Source organism: Serratia sp. 4542, assembly GCF_016805595.1.
Classification (GTDB): Bacteria; Pseudomonadota; Gammaproteobacteria; order Enterobacterales; family Enterobacteriaceae; genus Serratia; species Serratia nevei.
Genome location: NZ_RXKV01000010.1, coordinates 457952 through 473584, shown reverse-complemented (window position 1 = coordinate 473584; position 15633 = coordinate 457952). Strand labels below are relative to the sequence as shown.

General features: G+C 56.1%; 24 protein-coding genes. 7 read left to right on the top strand and 17 right to left on the bottom strand.

Translation table 11 applies throughout. The features are described 5' to 3' along the window. Positions 1-14: 14 nt before the first annotated feature. The 3 genes from cspE to EKL15_RS14470 form a co-directional block, all read right to left on the bottom strand. A complete protein-coding gene (cspE, locus tag EKL15_RS14480; RefSeq protein WP_002221949.1) occupies positions 15-224 on the bottom strand; it encodes a transcription antiterminator/RNA stability regulator CspE in 210 nt (69 codons plus the stop codon). A gap of 41 nt (positions 225-265) precedes the next feature. After that, positions 266-382: a DUF2627 domain-containing protein gene (locus tag EKL15_RS14475; protein ID WP_002211058.1), complete on the bottom strand. Its 117-nt coding sequence runs from the start codon at positions 380-382 to the stop codon at positions 266-268. A 682-nt stretch (positions 383-1064) separates the two neighbouring features. Next, positions 1065-2099, bottom strand: a complete 1035-nt coding sequence (locus tag EKL15_RS14470; RefSeq protein ID WP_100395667.1) for an MBL fold metallo-hydrolase — start codon at positions 2097-2099, stop codon at positions 1065-1067. A 222-nt stretch (positions 2100-2321) separates the two neighbouring features. On the opposite strand from EKL15_RS14470, the gene EKL15_RS14465 reads away from it, so the two are divergent. Continuing rightward, positions 2322-2612: a hypothetical protein gene (locus tag EKL15_RS14465; protein WP_044031054.1), complete on the top strand. Its 291-nt coding sequence runs from the start codon at positions 2322-2324 to the stop codon at positions 2610-2612. Between the two features lie 47 nt (positions 2613-2659). Here the strand turns inward: EKL15_RS14465 and EKL15_RS14460 are convergent, their stop codons facing one another. The 3 genes from EKL15_RS14460 to EKL15_RS14450 all read right to left on the bottom strand — a co-directional run bounded on the left by EKL15_RS14460 (position 2660) and on the right by EKL15_RS14450 (position 4810). Further along, complete coding sequence (locus tag EKL15_RS14460; RefSeq protein ID WP_038877059.1) at positions 2660-4021, bottom strand: amino acid permease; 1362 nt, start codon at positions 4019-4021, stop codon at positions 2660-2662. Between the two features lie 175 nt (positions 4022-4196). Then, positions 4197-4433 carry a DUF4060 family protein gene (locus tag EKL15_RS14455; protein WP_004927680.1) on the bottom strand — a complete coding sequence of 79 codons (237 nt, stop codon included), beginning with the start codon at positions 4431-4433 and terminating at the stop codon, positions 4197-4199. 74 nt (positions 4434-4507) lie between these two features. Further along, complete coding sequence (locus EKL15_RS14450; RefSeq protein WP_100395666.1) at positions 4508-4810, bottom strand: phage protein NinX family protein; 303 nt, start codon at positions 4808-4810, stop codon at positions 4508-4510. 170 nt (positions 4811-4980) lie between these two features. Between EKL15_RS14450 and fos the strand changes: the two genes are divergently transcribed. Beyond that, positions 4981-5388: a fosfomycin resistance glutathione transferase gene (fos, locus tag EKL15_RS14445; RefSeq protein WP_038877053.1), complete on the top strand. Its 408-nt coding sequence runs from the start codon at positions 4981-4983 to the stop codon at positions 5386-5388. Between the two features lie 37 nt (positions 5389-5425). On the opposite strand, the gene EKL15_RS14440 is transcribed toward fos, so the two are convergent. Further along, the gene (locus tag EKL15_RS14440; RefSeq protein ID WP_060439760.1) at positions 5426-5704 is read right to left on the bottom strand and encodes a YebO family protein; all 279 of its coding nucleotides are present in this window, start codon (positions 5702-5704) and stop codon (positions 5426-5428) included. 81 nt (positions 5705-5785) lie between these two features. Continuing rightward, the gene (locus EKL15_RS14435) at positions 5786-5944 is read right to left on the bottom strand and encodes a PhoP/PhoQ regulator MgrB (RefSeq protein ID WP_004927688.1); all 159 of its coding nucleotides are present in this window, start codon (positions 5942-5944) and stop codon (positions 5786-5788) included. 161 nt (positions 5945-6105) lie between these two features. On the opposite strand from EKL15_RS14435, the gene EKL15_RS14430 reads away from it, so the two are divergent. After that, positions 6106-6339 carry a YobH family protein gene (locus EKL15_RS14430; protein ID WP_038877047.1) on the top strand — a complete coding sequence of 78 codons (234 nt, stop codon included), beginning with the start codon at positions 6106-6108 and terminating at the stop codon, positions 6337-6339. A gap of 40 nt (positions 6340-6379) precedes the next feature. On the opposite strand, the gene EKL15_RS14425 is transcribed toward EKL15_RS14430, so the two are convergent. Next, complete coding sequence (locus EKL15_RS14425; protein WP_025303170.1) at positions 6380-6619, bottom strand: DUF2766 family protein; 240 nt, start codon at positions 6617-6619, stop codon at positions 6380-6382. A gap of 183 nt (positions 6620-6802) precedes the next feature. Here EKL15_RS14425 and EKL15_RS14420 point away from each other — a divergent pair, with 183 nt between their 5' ends. Further along, complete coding sequence (locus EKL15_RS14420; protein ID WP_004927694.1) at positions 6803-7015, top strand: YccJ family protein; 213 nt, start codon at positions 6803-6805, stop codon at positions 7013-7015. 447 nt (positions 7016-7462) lie between these two features. After that, positions 7463-7849 carry a helix-turn-helix domain-containing protein gene (locus EKL15_RS14415; RefSeq protein ID WP_004927697.1) on the top strand — a complete coding sequence of 129 codons (387 nt, stop codon included), beginning with the start codon at positions 7463-7465 and terminating at the stop codon, positions 7847-7849. Positions 7850-7870: 21 nt separating this feature from the next. On the opposite strand, the gene EKL15_RS14410 is transcribed toward EKL15_RS14415, so the two are convergent. From EKL15_RS14410 to lysM, 5 genes are all read right to left on the bottom strand, one after another. Then, positions 7871-8218: a DUF1304 domain-containing protein gene (locus EKL15_RS14410; protein ID WP_225529049.1), complete on the bottom strand. Its 348-nt coding sequence runs from the start codon at positions 8216-8218 to the stop codon at positions 7871-7873. A gap of 433 nt (positions 8219-8651) precedes the next feature. Beyond that, positions 8652-9593, bottom strand: coding sequence for a pirin family protein (locus EKL15_RS14405; protein ID WP_060423995.1), 942 nt, complete (start codon positions 9591-9593; stop codon positions 8652-8654). A gap of 107 nt (positions 9594-9700) precedes the next feature. After that, positions 9701-9865: a hypothetical protein gene (locus EKL15_RS14400; protein ID WP_164491940.1), complete on the bottom strand. Its 165-nt coding sequence runs from the start codon at positions 9863-9865 to the stop codon at positions 9701-9703. Positions 9866-9888: 23 nt separating this feature from the next. Continuing rightward, on the bottom strand, positions 9889-10122 hold the full coding sequence (locus tag EKL15_RS14395; protein ID WP_148045862.1) for a hypothetical protein: 234 nt from the start codon (positions 10120-10122) through the stop codon (positions 9889-9891). A 186-nt stretch (positions 10123-10308) separates the two neighbouring features. Then, positions 10309-10755, bottom strand: a complete 447-nt coding sequence (lysM, locus tag EKL15_RS14390; protein WP_016927389.1) for a peptidoglycan-binding protein LysM — start codon at positions 10753-10755, stop codon at positions 10309-10311. Between the two features lie 228 nt (positions 10756-10983). On the opposite strand from lysM, the gene EKL15_RS14385 reads away from it, so the two are divergent. Together EKL15_RS14385 and EKL15_RS14380 are read left to right on the top strand one after the other, a co-directional pair. Next, the gene (locus EKL15_RS14385; protein ID WP_038877040.1) at positions 10984-11175 is read left to right on the top strand and encodes a YebW family protein; all 192 of its coding nucleotides are present in this window, start codon (positions 10984-10986) and stop codon (positions 11173-11175) included. 121 nt (positions 11176-11296) lie between these two features. Beyond that, positions 11297-11521: a biofilm development regulator YmgB/AriR family protein gene (locus tag EKL15_RS14380; RefSeq protein ID WP_060423997.1), complete on the top strand. Its 225-nt coding sequence runs from the start codon at positions 11297-11299 to the stop codon at positions 11519-11521. Positions 11522-11600: 79 nt separating this feature from the next. Here the strand turns inward: EKL15_RS14380 and ompC are convergent, their stop codons facing one another. The 3 genes from ompC to astB all read right to left on the bottom strand — a co-directional run bounded on the left by ompC (position 11601) and on the right by astB (position 15586). Continuing rightward, on the bottom strand, positions 11601-12683 hold the full coding sequence (gene ompC, locus EKL15_RS14375) for a porin OmpC (protein WP_060423999.1): 1083 nt from the start codon (positions 12681-12683) through the stop codon (positions 11601-11603). 568 nt (positions 12684-13251) lie between these two features. Beyond that, positions 13252-14235: a succinylglutamate desuccinylase gene (gene astE / locus EKL15_RS14370; RefSeq protein WP_060424002.1), complete on the bottom strand. Its 984-nt coding sequence runs from the start codon at positions 14233-14235 to the stop codon at positions 13252-13254. A gap of 10 nt (positions 14236-14245) precedes the next feature. Next, positions 14246-15586: an N-succinylarginine dihydrolase gene (astB, locus tag EKL15_RS14365; protein WP_203089841.1), complete on the bottom strand. Its 1341-nt coding sequence runs from the start codon at positions 15584-15586 to the stop codon at positions 14246-14248. Positions 15587-15633 lie beyond the last annotated feature (47 nt).

Sequence of the window (15633 nt, the reverse complement as noted above, 5' to 3'; positions counted from 1 at the left end):
ACAGCTGACGCTGATTAGATAGCAGTAACGTTTACTGCAGATGGGCCTTTCTGGCCATCTTGGATTTCGAACTCAACGTTCTGGCCTTCAGCCAGGGTTTTGAAGCCGTTACCCTGGATTGCAGAGAAGTGTACGAACACGTCTTTGCTGCCGTCAGCCGGGGTGATGAAACCGAAACCTTTAGACTCGTTGAACCACTTAACTTGACCTTTGATCTTTGCCATCTTGAGTATTTCCTTTGGATTGTTTAAACCGCCCGAGGGCGTTACATAGACAAACTAGAGTCGTTACTGCTTGAGGCACTAAGATAAGGATCGGCAGAGAAGCGGTATTCAACGCTAACGTCTTTACTCAGAACTTCTTTACTGAAAATGCCACACATATACAGAACTGTACCTCGTTTTACCCAGATGCGTTATCACATACTCTGTATGCGATGGCAAGCCATTTTTAATCACTGAACGACATGTCGCACATATTTGAAACGGTCGAGAGCCACATTTGCTTAAATAGGCCAAAAGATGTTGAAGCATCGGCTATTTTCTGCTTGCCAAACTGGCTGCGCCAGACCCCGCATTCTGATAGCGTTTTAACAAAACTTTCATCGTTTTGACGCATCTCCTTCTCGACGTTTTCGCTTTTTCGTCGCTTATAGCGTTAAAAAATTTGAATCTTTATGGAATGTCATATGCAACATTTGAATATCGATGAACGGGGGCCAATTTATTCAATGCTCCTCCGACCTTTTACCGTCGGAAAGCGCATTCACCATCGGCCTTCAGCCCTGTCACCGCACGGCATGCGCCAGAGCGTGACGAGAGCCGGCAACCGCGCTGACACGCCGACCAACGGCTGCATAAGCATGCAACGTCCTGACGCCTCCCCCGCTGGCCGGTGGCTTCATCCTAAATAATCCGAAAACCCTAAATCTGAATAACCGGAATAACCTTATGAATAGCGAAAGTGCGGCATTGAATTAAATCCGGAAAATCGGGTGGTTATTTGGATCCCACCCCGCACTTATCAATTTTGCTAATTACTGCCACGCTTTCAAACCGTTGATCTTATTCTTTCCTCTGTACCACCGGGTGGATAGACAACGCCTGCTGCGAGTCCTGCAACGCGATGCGCTCGCCAATCTTCAGCGGATGGAATTGATGCTGTTCCAGCCCCGCCTCGCTCAGCGCCAGGTTCAGTTGCTGCGGCGGTTCGTCCAGCGATTCATCCGCCAGTTCGAATACCCCCCAATGGATGGGAATGGCTCGCGGCTGATTCAGCTCGCGATACAGCGCCACCGACTGCTGCGGATCCATATGCTGCTCCTGCATGAACCAGCGCGGCGCATAGGCGCCAATGGGCAGTGCCGCCACGTCGAACGGGCCCAGCCGTTGACCGATTTCCGCCAACCGCGCCGAATAGCCGCTGTCGCCGGAAAAATAGAACCGCAGCGCCGGATGATGGATCACCCAACCGCACCACAGCGAGCGATTGCGATCCCACAACGTGCGCATGCTCCAGTGCCGCGCCGGGGTGGCGTAGACCGTCAGCCCACCTAACGACAGGCTCTGCCACCAGTCCAGCTCATGCACCTTCAGCCGATAACGGCGGAACCAACGCTTCAAGCCGAGCGGCACGATAAACTCGGCCTGTGGGAAGCGCCGCGCCAGCTGCCGTACCGTGCGCCTGTCGAGGTGGTCATAATGATTATGGGAGATCAGCACGGCATCCACCGCCGGCAATTGCTCCACCGTCAGCGGCGCCGGCGTTCTGCGCTTCGGCCCGTAGAAGCTCAGCGGCGAGGCGCGTTCGGACAACACCGGATCGATCAAGATATAGCGGCCACCCAGCCGCAATAGCATGGATGCATGCCCCAGCCACCAGATGCTGTCATCGCTGCCGCTGAGATCGGCGGGTTGCCACCAGCGTTCGGTAAATTGCGCGTAGCCCTGCTGCGGCGGCCTGGGCAGCCCCTGCCGCTTGCGCTCATCCTGCCAACGCTGCAGGTCGCCCTCCTGGCGCTGAGAGGGTTCCGGGTTGCGAAATCCCTCCGGCGTGTGATGCGCCTTGGCCGCGTCGTAATAACGATTGATTCTCTTCATCCAGCCCCTTCTCCTGACCGCTGCGCCCCCTGCATGGGCGTGACTTTCAGTGTAACAAACCCGACGAGACTCGCACTTCGTCAGCCGTGCGCTGCATTGCGGGACCTTTTGCCGTATGCTGTTGTCTCACTCCGGTGAGACAGCCAGGGCCGCCAAGAGCCCGTTAAGACTCTCTTAAGATCTTTGTGATTGACTTGTAGGGCATACAGAAAAGGAGAAGTTATGAGTCGTTCTACATCCCGCAAATCAGGCATCGGCCTGGGGCGCCGTATTCGCAGCGCGCTGCTGGCGCAGAAGCAATACTGGAAAATGTATTTCGCCATGAAGCTGCGCCGTCTGCGCGTACCGGCGCCACTGGTTCTGCTGGGCGGTTCGCTGCTCGGGTTTTTCATGCTGACCCTGCTGATGCTGAGCGTGGTCGCCATCGACGTGATCAGCACCCTGCTGCTGCTGTGCCGGAAACTGCTGGGGCGGGGTCACGGTGAGGGGCGCGCCTTTATGCCGCGCGGCTGACGTAGAAAAGAAGCGGAGGCGCAGACTACGCCTCCGCCGCATACCGATTAGCGCTTGGCGCCTTTACGGCGCGTCAGCATAAACCCGCACCACAGCACCGCAATCCACACCGGCATCAGCAACACCGAAATGCGGATCCCTTCGCTGAAATACATAATCACCAGAATCAGGCCGAGGAACGCCAGGCACAGGTAGTTGCCGAACGGATACCACAGCGCCTTAAAGCTGGGAATGACGCCCTGGCGATTCTTGGCGGCGCGGAATTTCAGGTGCGCCAGGCAAATCATCACCCAGTTGATCACCAACGTTGACACCACCAGCGCCATCAGCAGCTCAAACGCCTTGCCGGGCATCAGGTAGTTGATCAGCACGCCAATCGAGGTAATCAACGCCGACAGCGCGATGGACAATACCGGCACGCCGCGTTTATTCACGCGCGTCAGCGCCTGCGGCGCATTGCCCTGGCTGGCCAGCCCGAACAGCATGCGGCTGTTGGCGTAAACGCCGCTGTTGTAGACCGACAGCGCGGCGGTCAACACCACCACGTTGAGCACGGTCGCCACCAGATTGCTGTTCAGCGCATGGAAGATCAGTACGAACGGGCTACCGCCCTCCACCACTTGCCCCCATGGATAGAGCGACAGCAGCACGGTCAGCGAGCCGATATAGAAGATCAGAATGCGGTACACCACCTGATTGGTGGCTTTGGGAATGCTGCGGCGCGGATCGGCGGCTTCCGCCGCGGTGATGCCGACCATTTCCAGCCCGCCGAACGAGAACATGATGACCGCCATCGCCATCACCAGCCCGGAGAAGCCATGCGGCATAAAGCCGCCCTGCTGCCACAGGTTGGTGATGCTGGCCTGCGGGCCGCCGTTCCCGCTGACCAACAGCCAGGCGCCGAACACGATCATGCCGACAATCGCCACCACTTTGATGATGGCGAACCAGAACTCGGTTTCGCCGTACAGACGCACGTTCACCAGATTAATCAGGTTGATCAGCACGAAAAACAGCGCGGCGGAGGCCCAGGTGGGGATTTCCGGCCACCAGTACTGAATGTAGATGCCGACGGCGGTCAATTCCGCCATGCCGACCAGAATGAACATTGCCCAGTAGTTCCAGCCGGAAAGGAAGCCGGCGAAGTCGCCCCAATATTTATAGGCAAAGTGGCTGAAAGATCCGGCGACCGGCTCCTCCACCACCATTTCGCCCAGCTGGCGCATGATTAAAAACGCGATAAAACCGCCGATGGCGTAGCCCAACAGCACGGCGGGGCCGGCCATTTTAATGGTTTGCGCAATGCCGAGAAATAAACCGGTACCGATGGCGCCCCCGAGGGCAATAAGCTGTATGTGTCTGTTTTTTAAACCGCGTTTTAGCGGAGTGTCCTGATGCTGACCGCCCATCTTATCCTCATATGGCGTACACCCTTGCCGTTATCGGCCAAGATTTCACCAATCAATAAATGTATCTGCGGGCGGCTTTTTAACACTTAACCCCGTGAGCATCAAGGAGAAGCGCCCCGAGACGGCGGGCCGGAGCGCGATTTTTTTAGCGTGAGAAAGCGGATAAGGGCGGCGTTTAGCCGGGCATTCCGCACAGTTTGGTCAGGTTGCGCGCGCCGATCATCAGCGTGGCGACATAAGATTGGCTACGCGTGACCACTTCCACCGCCACGCGATCGTTTTGATATTTTATCAGGTAGGTCGAGGGCCAGCCCTGACGGCGCTGGCCGAAGCTTTCGGCATGACGATCGATCGCCGCATGGGCAATCACCAGATGAGACAAGTTTTTATCACCTTTGATAATGCGCTTCATAAACAGCCTCCGCCAACGACAGCTCTGTTATTAGAAAAAGGAGAAACTCTTACCAATCACCGGTATTGTTCGAATCAGTTAGCCTGCTGGCTCATCAGGAAGCAGATCATCGCCGCGCGCAGCGGGCTGACGCTGTCCGCCTGCCATTCACCGCCCTGGGTGCTCATGCGCGCCTGCCATTGCGGGCTGTCGCTTTGGTTATCGGGGTTCAGACTGATTTTGTTGGCGCAAATGATCGGCCAGGCATCGGAGGGATTCTTGCAGTAATCTTTACCTTTCACACCACCGTAGGGATACCACTTGTCCGGGTTCTCCCCGGTCAGCAGCGCGATGCTGCGGTTCACTTCGGCATCGCTTTCTTCGTACCATTTAATCATCGGCTTTATCCATCTTTCGTAAGGTTCGCGCTACATTACGATGTCTGTACGACAGTTTTATGACAGCGCCGCCGGTTTTCACATTATCTCTACTAATGCTTTGCCCCCTTTATCTTTCCTTAGCGTCTGCGTACACTTTTCCCTCTGTTCAGCGCCCAGGAAATGCATGCATGTTGACCGGCCTCAATCACCTGACGCTCGCCGTCAGCGATCTCGATCGCAGCTTCGAATTTTATCGTCATCTGTTGGGGTTTACCCCGCACGCCCGCTGGCAGGGCGGCGCTTATCTCTCGTTGGGGGCGTTGTGGCTGTGTCTGTCGCGGGATGAGGCCCGGGCGCAACAAAGCGCGCGCGATTACACCCATTACGCCTTCAGCGTAGCGCCGGAACACATTGAGCAGGTCAGCGAGCGGCTGCGCCAGAACGGCGTCAAAGAGTGGAAGAGCAATCGCAGCGAAGGCGAATCGCTCTATTTTCTCGATCCTGACGGGCACCAGTTGGAGATCCATGCCGGCGATCTGGCCAGCCGCCTGGCGGCATGCCGGGAAAAACCGTATCAGGGCATGGTGTTTTACTGAGGCGCCCCGGCGGCGCTGCCGCCGGGGCGCCTCATGCTTAACGTTCGGGGATAAAACCTTTGAAATCCAGCGCGGGGCTGAGATCGTCGTCGTCAGCAGCATCGCCGCCATCAGCGCGTGCACGGTGCGCCAAGCGTTTCAACAGCGCCGTTTGTTGGCGTTGTTGCTCGACAATCTCCTGCAGCAGACGAATCTGCTCGTTGGCGCGCACGCTGGCGCGGTTCACCAGAAACCAAACCCACAGCCCAACCAGCAACGCCACGGCGGCGAGGGCCAGCGACAACAGGCCGTTCTGGCCAAAACCTAAATCGTACATGGACAACCCTATCTACTGCGACATTCAGGCCGCCATCTTAACACTCGCGGCGGCCGTGCGAACATCCCTGCCAAAAATTGCTTACCAGGGCACGAAGCGCGTTACCGAGCAGATGCCCAGCGCAAAGTTTCCGCCATCGTCGCAATAACTGTCCAGCGCCAACAGGTAGAAAAACAGGCAGGCAGCGACGGCCGTCATTATCACGAGGATTTTTTTTCGCAACAAATTTAGCAGCCTCATTGTTATCTGGGTAATCTATCGCGCATGTTATCACAGCGAAGTTAAACGAAGTTTAACTTGTCGTTTAGATTTCTGGCTATCGCCCGGTTTTCAGACTGTTACCCTTGCCGTCATGCCGTTGCCGTGGCTAGATGGGCCCTCAGGGACAATGAGGAAGCACAATGAGCAGATTGATTAAGTGGGTACTGGTGTTGGCGGTCATTTACGGCGGCTTTTTGATCTCGGGTTACGGCGTGCTGATAGGCAGCAACAAAAACGTTGGCGGGTTGGGATTGCAGTGCAAATACCTGACGGCGCGCAACGTGGCGATCGCCCAGTACGTCAATGGCGACAACGGTTTCATCGGCGTAGCCGACTGCCCGCTGTTCAAGAAAATCGAAACGGTGGTGGATTAACCGCCACCGCCCGACGCCGCCGCCCTGCGGCGGCCCCGCCTCAGCTGCGGGTGAACTTCATCTCGATCAGCGCAATCGCCTTGTCAATCGCGCGGCGAGTCACCGGATCGGCGCCTGCAGGATGCGTGGAGAAATCGATGCTTTTAAGCTGACCCGCCATCTTGTCACGCACTTCGGTAGGCGCAATCACGTCGATAACGTCCAGAATCTGTTTGATGACCAGTTGGCAAGCGACCAGATCGGAAGCCAGTTCCTGCTCGTTGCTCAGCATGTCAGACATAATAATTTTCCTCTTGATTCAAACGCCGCACAGAATAGCACGCCGCCTGCACCATTGCCCGCTCTCCCCGCCTTTTTCCCCCTTCTGCGCACCGCCGGGCAAAAGCCCGCGGCGGATTAGCCTATACTTGCAGCATGACGGTGGCAAAAACCACCCGTAAGCCACAACCAACAGGAGAAAGTTATGGCGAATCACAATGTGAAATCCTGGGCGACAGTGCGTGAAACTTCGGTGGAAATCGCCGAAGCTATTTTTGAACTGGCAGGGAACGACGAAGTGTTGGCACAGAAGATCTGGGAAGAAGGCAGCGACGAAGCGTTGGAGAAGGCCTTTGCCAAAACCACCGCCGATCAGCTTTATTGGGGAGAGGAAACCGTCGAGCGGAAAAACGTTTGAGCGGCTACGCAACAAAAAGCCCGGGTTTCTGACCCAGGCTTTCCCGATTCGCGATCGCCCCGCTCAGCGGCGTGCAATGTCTCTTGCTCTCACGGTTCTTCACCTCCCACACCTTCCGCATTTTTCATGCTCATCACCGGCATCGCCATAAAAGCGCCGACGCCCACGATTACAACCAGAGTAATAATCACTGTCATTAACATGCGATCACCCCATCAACGTTGAGTTGTTACGGCTGACTCTGTTTTGGCGGTTACTTGCTGTGGCCTTTTCCGCGTCACCCACCGCGGCGGCGACAGTCTCAGATTAGCCGTTTTTCCTTTCTACTGACAAGCTGTGGTTGAACGGTTTTTCCGAATAATTGCCCCCCGTCACCGGCGGCGTTTTTGTCCGCGGCGGCAAGTTGTGTATACTTCACCGCTATGTAGATCTCACACTGACGCACTGATGATACAAGAACACCATCTCTCATTGGTCTGCGCCCTCAGCAAATGGGTCGAAACTCACCTTGGACGAGTGATCCATCTCGAAGAGCTGGCCGAGTACTCCGGCTACTCGCTGTGGCACATGCAGAAGCTGTTCAAAGAAGCGACAGGGATTTCGCTGGGCAAATACATTCGCGAACGCCGTCTGGCCGGCGCGGTTTACCAACTGCGCAGCAGTGAAGCGTCGATCTTCGATATCGCCCTGGACTTTGGCTTCGGCTCACAGTCCCACTTCACCTACATGTTCAGAAAGCGTTTTAATATCACGCCTTATGATTTCCGTCAGGATTTGAGCGTCGATCTGCACATCGACCCGCCGTTGCACGTCATTCACCAAAAATCCGCCTGACGCCCGCCGTAAACCGGCGGGTTAACGCGCCCCCCATACCGCCAGCATCGCGATCAAGGCCGGCAGCGCCTGCACCCACAGGATCTTGCGGCTGGCGGTCAGCCCGCCGAACACCCCGGCCGCCAACACGCACCCGAGAAAGAACAGCTGCAGCGCCATGTCCTCACGCCAGTAGCCCCATGCCAGCCCCAGCGCCAGAAAACCGTTGTACAGCCCCTGATTGGCGGCCAATACCCGCGTGGCCGCGGCAAACTCCGCCGTTGTACCGAAGGCGCGTCTGCCGAGCGGCGCACGCCACAGGAACATTTCCAGCACCAGGATATAAAGATGGAGCACCGCGATGAGCAACAGCAAAATATCGGCAAACAGCTTCATGAGTGTCCCTATCGCTTATTGAAGATGTCATTAAGTATAATCGCGTAGCCTCTATCGCCAGACAACGGCGATAAAAAAACCCGCCGAAGCGGGTTTATGCAGGAGTCATTTTTTGAGGTTAGTTTAATACGGCGACCAACAATGCCGCGACAGAGACCCAAAACAGCGCCGTGGCAATCACGACATGGGACAGTCTTGCACGATAGAGTACCTGGCTCATAATGACCTCACTGACATCTGACTAACGGGAGACAACCTGACTTCCTGAGGATTATCCTAAACTTCTTCTCATTGTCATTATATGCGCCAGATCACTGTTCTGCCGATAAACCTTATTCTGTGGTAAAGCTGGAGCCGCGATCACAGTAATTTCGCCTTATTAGAGCGAAATAAGCCGAATAATCGCGGCGATTATATCCTAACGCTATCAAACATCGCCCCAAGGCAGGCGCGGCGCGGTCATCCGCTCGCCGGAATAACCGCTCACCGGCGGAAAACGCGGCGCCCCTTGTTCCCAATCATGCTGGGCCCGAGTAATTTCAGCCTTGGTATGACCAACGAAATTCCACCAGATAAGAATCTCTTCGTTTAACGGCGCGCCACCAATTAATAATCCCCGGCTGCCTTTCCGTGCATTTAACTCGATAGAGTTATTCTTCATGCCCAAATAGGCAAACTCGTCAGGTGAAAAGGTTTCACCATTAAGTTCGAATTCTCCCATCAGCGGCAAGAAGCCGATTTCATAGTCATCGCGCAGCGGCAATTGCACCGTCGCCGCTTCCTGCCATTCCATATCTATGGCGATCAATGGCGAAAGGGTAAATACCGGCGAACGATAAGCGTCAAATTCGCCGACCAGCAAACGGTGATTCACGCCGTTATTCTGCCACTGCGGCAAGTCAGGATAATGATCGAAACGCGGTGCCATGTCGGCATGTTCGGCCGGCAACGCTATCCATAATTGTGCAGCATGCAATCGCCTCGGTTCGCCCACCGACTGTTCAGTATGTGCGATCCCGTGCCCAGCGGTCATCAGATTGACCTGGCCCGGACGGATCACCTGCTCGCTGCCGAGGCTGTCGCGGTGCAGCACTTCGCCTTCGATCATCCAGGTGAACGTTTGCAGACCGATGTGCGGATGTGGCCCCACATCCATGCCGGGCGAGGTACCGTTGAATACCGTCGGCCCGGCGTGATCGAGAAAGCACCAGGCACCGACGGTGCGCCTTTCCCGGGTTGGCAGCGCGCGGTTGATCGGAATGCCCCCCACTTCGGCGTTACGCACGGCAATACGCTGGATCTGGCGCACGCCGTCAACGACGGGGCACTCGCGTGAGGGTGAAGAGAGCGTAGGACGGGACTGACTCATCGCAAAAACCTCCTGAATGGCGCCGATTCGCCAAGGGATAACCGTCCCAGCTTAACACAGGACAGCTCACCTCACAGATCGGCGGCGCTCAGGCGCATTCGCGCGGATTAGGACGCTTTGATATAGCAGCTTTTGATGTCAACATCGTCGTGCGCGTGCCTGAGATCGGAGAAATAGGTCACGCCAAAGAGAATTGATACCACCAGCAGCACGGAAACCAACAGGCCGATAATCGCCAGCAGTTTGGTTTCATCATGGAGATTAGGCTCCATTTTATCTCCCCTAGTTAATCGCGTCAGGTCACCCACAGCGTGACCGCCAGCGTAAAGATAATCAGTGAGCAGGAAGCCACCGCCAACACGACGATAGCAAATTGCGCATCACCCAAGGTTTCTCGATAGTTTTTATCCGTTGAGGCGTTACGCTGTTGTTTCACTAAATCGGTTTTCACTCGTTCAACTGCTGCATTGCTGTTTGGCGGGGCAAAAGGCCCCTCAGTATAAGGCGTTAACGTTGCCGCCTTGGGCATTCCGGCCTCAACCGGGGCATGACGCTATCAACTTTCCCCATCAGGGTCAACACCGCACCTGCCGGCGAGCGAGCGGGTACACAGGGTAGATGTAACCGACATTGATATAGCAAGGGAATAAGAGACGGCGATTACAGAGGACAAAAAAAAGCCCGGTACGCAACCGGGCTCTGGCAGAGCGACAGATTATTGCGGGATACGCAATACCTGCCCCGGATAGATCTTGTCCGGGCTCGACAGCATCGGCTTGTTGGCTTCGAAAATCTTGTTGTACAGATTGGCGTTGCCGTACATCTCTTTGGAGATCGCGCTCAGCGTATCGCCCTTCTTCACGGTGTAGAAACGGCTCTCGGCGTCGGATTGCGCCACCGCCACCTTGTCTTCCACGCCGCTGATGCCGGCCACGTTGCCGATCGCCACCAGAATCTTCTCTTTCAGCTCCTGGCTGACGGCATCGCCGGTCACTACGGCTTTACCATCGACCACCTGCACATCGACTTTGTCGGTGCCTGGCAGGCCGCTCTTATCGAGATGCTCCTTGAGTTTGGCGCTTTGATCTTCGGCGGAGGCATTGCCGGTGACTGTGTCCCACAGTTTTTCGCCCGCTTCTTTGACGAAGTTAAACAAGCCCATATTCACTCCTTTTGATGGTTGCACTGATGCATTGAAGTAAGGCTTGTTAAGCTTAGCATCGTCAAAAGGATATGCCATCCGCTCCCGGCGTCAGAAATGGTTAGAGAATTCCGAAAGTGCCGTCAGCGGCGTCTCGATGGCGATTTATCACGCAATGATGCTGAAAAATCGCGCTTTTTTGCCTACACTGTTGCCTACAGGGCGGTTCGACGAAGGAGGCATGCAACGATGTACGCATTGGTGATGTTTGTCTGTTATCTGGATGGCGGCTGCAGTGAAATGGTGGTCGATATATTGCGCGACGAACCGCAATGCCTGATCGCGATGAAGGAACAGAACCTGCGCCACGCCGGTTGTTATCCCATGGAAGAGTTTATCGACGGCTTTTGGTTACCGGCCAGCGAATATTCGGATTTTTAACGCCTTCCCCGTCCGGTGCTGAGGAATTTCTGATTTCATCGGAAACTTCGTCTGCCTCCGAGGCTTTAGGCCGCTGTTTTGCTAAATTGCGGCTCCCGAAGAAGAGAGACAGAGAAAGGTCATGTCAGCATCAGCTCATTCCAACGAGCATTATGAAATTCTGCTGCGCAACGTCAGCCTGGCGTTGGGCGATGCGGTGTTGCAGTTAATCAAAAACCATAAAAAGGTCTCCGGCAGCAATATTCTTTCACAGCTGGTCACGGAGATAGAACGCGAGCAGGATCAGCAACGTTTCGCCGCGCTGCGTTCTGCCATCGAACTGGTGGGATTGGCGCCAAAAGGCTGAGCACCTGAAAAAACGAAGGCAGGGCTTGCGCCCTGCCTGATTACCGATCCCGACACAGGATGAAGGTAATGATGGAAACTTAGAAGCGGTAGGTCAGGTTGACAGCAACAATGTCGTCGGTGCTCAGCTTCAGTTTGTTGTCGTCGTTCAACTGGTTGATCTTGTAGTCGACGTAGGTGTACATGTTTTTGTTGAAGTAGTAAGTCGCGCCCACTTCCACGTATTTCACCAGATCGACATCGCCAATCCCTTCAATGTCCTTGCCTTTGGACTGTACGTAGGCCACGGACGGACGCAGGCCGTTTTCGAACTGGTACTGAGCCACAACTTCGAAGTTTTGCGTTTTATTGGCGAAGCCTGAAACGCCGTTGCCGCTGATCGGCGTCATGTTGCGCGTATCGGCATACATGGCCGCCAGGTACACCTGGTTGGCGTCATATTTGATTGCGGTGGTCCAGGCGGTGGCCTTATCCCCTTTACCATACTTCAGCGCTTTCTGGTCGCTGGTACGGTTGGAATCAGAGAACGCCGCCGCTACGCCGATGCCGCTGCCGCCGATGTCCTGATAGTCCAGAGACATGCCGTAGCCGTCGCCGTTTTGCTTGCTGACGCTGCGGCCGTCACCGTCGTTTTTACCCTGGTACTGCAACGCCAGGTTCAGGCCTTCCACCAAACCGAAGAAGTCACGGTTGCGGTAGGTTGCCAGGCCGTTGGAGCGCGCGGTCATGTAGTTGTCGGTGTAGCTGTAGGAGTCGCCGCCAAATTCCGGCAGCATGTCGGTGTAGGCTTCGGCGTCGTACACCACGCCGTAGTTACGGCCGTAGTCGAATGAACCGTAGTTGGCGAACTTCAGGCCGGCGAAGCCCAGACGCGTTTTGGTGCCGGTGGTGCCCTGCGCTTCGTCGTGGTTGGAAGCAACCTGGTATTCCCACTGGCCGTAACCGGTCAACTGATCGTTGATTTGGGTTTCGCCTTTAAAGCCCAGACGAACGTAAGTTTTGTCGCCGTCTTCACCCTTGTCTTTACTGAAAACGTGTTTGGCAGCAACGCGGCCGTACAGGTCGAGTTTATTGCCATCCTTATTATAGATTTCAGCCGCGTTGGCGAAGGAGGTGACCGCCCCGAGGGCGACAGCTAAGGCTAATACACTGCGTTTCATCATTTATTTTCCTAGATATTATAATTAGAACCCTGCCCGTCACGCCCAATTTATATTTTGGGCTGTGATTTTATCTTTTGGTATTTTATGAGCTCCCCTAATGCGGGGGTGATGTGACATTAGCATCATGAATCAAAACTTAAAATCAAAAAGTTCATGAAACAACGAGGATAAAGCATGTTTATTTGTAACCAAATATTACAACAAAGGAATTGCACAACTCATTGAATATAAGAATATTTTATCACATAAGTTATAACCAAAATGGTGCAATGCACCAATGTAGTGCATTTTGGTTTCGTTTTGTGTGCTTTCTGCACGATCCCAAAGTAACAACAAAATTAGCATGGTTATTAAAAACGTTACTTATTTCACATTTTTATCTTAACAAATTCACCAGGCAATTAAGACTTTCAGCTAATCATCTGACACCGCCTTTTATTCATTCACATAAGGGAATCTCTTCGGAACGAATAAAATTCGCCTTACGCCAATTAAAATAGCGGGAAATAGCAGAATAAAATAATGAAGGGAATAACGGCGGCGCGCTGACGGCGCCGCCGTGGATAAATCAATACAGCGTAGAGCGGGGCACTTCGTTCAACAACATACCGGCGCGCAGGCCCAACGCCACATTGGGGTTAGGGAACAGTATCCACGCGCCCTCCTGGCCCACGCGATAGTCCTCCTGCGGCTGCTCGCACAGCAACATGCCCGGTTTCAGTTCGGTGAAGTTGGCCGTGTCATCGCCCAGGTGCAGCTTGAAATCTTCGCTGTGCTTGATCAACGAGTGCATCACGCGGAAAACCCGAATCTCATCGGCCGCACGCACCGGCAGGGGCCCTTCACTGACCGCCGCCCGCAGAGCGAGATCGATGGCGGCGAACTGCTGCAGATCGTTGCTGCCGAACGGCCGCGCCTTGCCCAACTCGAGCGTACAGCTCGCCGCATTGAGATGTTCGCTGGAATAATGGCTAAAAGTGCCGCCCGGCGCGCTGTGTACCACCAGCGCATCCAGATCGGCCGCATCCAGCAGCTTCAACATCGGCTCGCTGTACGGGCGTTTCTGGAAAGGCAGAATGCCAAAGCGCGGCAAACGCGATTCACGGATGGCGGTGTGCAAATCGTAATGGAAACGCGCCGCCTGTTCCCCATCGAAAAAGGCGGCGAGCGCACGCTCCAGCTGCTGCGCACGCACGGTTTCGCCGCTGGCGGCGAAGTTGCGGTAGCGGCCGCCAAACATGCGGTTCATATCGCTGTGCAGATAACGCTTGCCGGCCCGCATCGCCGCCGGGTTACCCAACACCACCAACAGCCGCACCCTCAGCGGCAACCGGCCGGCCAGCAGGTCGCCGACCAGCTGATTGAGCAGTTCGATCGGCGCAGTTTCGTTGCCGTGCACCCCCGCCGACATCACCATCGCCTGGCGGTAGGGTTGCCGCGGCGTGAGCTCCAGCACCCCTTCCCCCTGCCAGCGCCAGCGCAGCTGCGGGGTTTCACCTTGCCATTCGACGGGTTCGTTCCCTTCCAGCGTCAGGGGCAGTAGATCGATCATGCCGCCTCCCTTAGCGTTGGAATGGATAGATGGAGCCGAGACCGAGGATCGACGTCAGCGAATCCAGCGCCTCGCGCCCTTCACGCAGCAGCAGCGGATCGGCCAGATCATCCTGCGTCAGGCGATCGCGATAATGGCGGTCGACCCATTCGTTCAGCGTCGCGAACAGCCGCTCGTTCATCATCACGCGCGGGTTAACCGCCCGCAGCTCCTGCTCGTTAAGCGCCACCCGCAGCCGCAGGCAGGCCGGGCCGCCGCCGTTGCGCATGCTTTCACGCAGGTCGAACACGCGAATTTCATCGATCGGGCCGCCGCTGCCGACCATGTCGTTGAGATAACGCCACACGCCGGCGTGCTGACGCGACTCCTCCGGCACGACGATCATCATCTTGCCGTTCGGCTTGGTAAGAATTTGGCTGTTGAACAGGTAGGTCGCCACCGCGTCCGCCACCGAGACACGCTCCGTCGGCACTTCGATCGCCACCAGCTCGCTGTCCAGCGTCGCCATCTTGCGGCGCACTTCATCCAGCGCCTGCTGCTGGCGGTAAAACGCCTGCTGGTGGTGGAACAGCACGTTCTGGTTGCTGACCGCAATCACGTCGTTATGGAACACGCCCTGATCGATCACCGCCGGGTTTTGCTGCACGAAGACCGTATGCTGTTCGTCCAGCTGGTGCAGGCGAGCGATCGCCTCGCCGGCTTCGCGCGTCTGGCGCGCCGGATAACGCGCCGGCGCCGTTTCGCCGCCGAACTCCTGCCGACCGTAGACGAACACCTGCACGCTGCGTTTGGCATAGTCGCCGCCCAAACGGTTGTGGTTGGCCGCCCCTTCGTCACCGAACAACGCCACCTGCGGCAGCGCTTCATGGTGGGCGAAATGCCGATCGTCGCTGAACATCGCCCGCAATACGGCGGTGGTGGTTTCCGCTTCGATGGCGCGGTGGAATTTGTTATTCAGGTTGGCAGCGGTTAAATGCACCTTGCCGTCGGCGCTGTCCGCCGAGGGCGACACGGTGGCCGCATTGGCGGTCCACATGCACGACGCCGAACTGAGCGCCGACAGCAGGCGCGGCGACTGACGCATCGCCTGCGCCAGCACCGCCTCATCGCTGCCGCTGAAGCCCAGGCGACGCAGCATCGGCAAATGCGGGCGTTCCTGCGGCGGCAGTACCCCTTGCTGGAAACCGAGAACGGCCAACGCCTTCATTTTCAGCAAGCCTTGTTTCGCCGCCAGCTTCGGGTTCGATACGCTGTTTTGATGCTGCGTCGACGCCTCGTTGCCGAACGACAACCCGGCATAGTGGTGCGTCGGCCCCACCAAACCGTCGAAATTGACTTCATATCCTGACATGTTCATCCCCTGGGGATAGCGTGCGGCGACGCCGGCGCGCCGCCGCA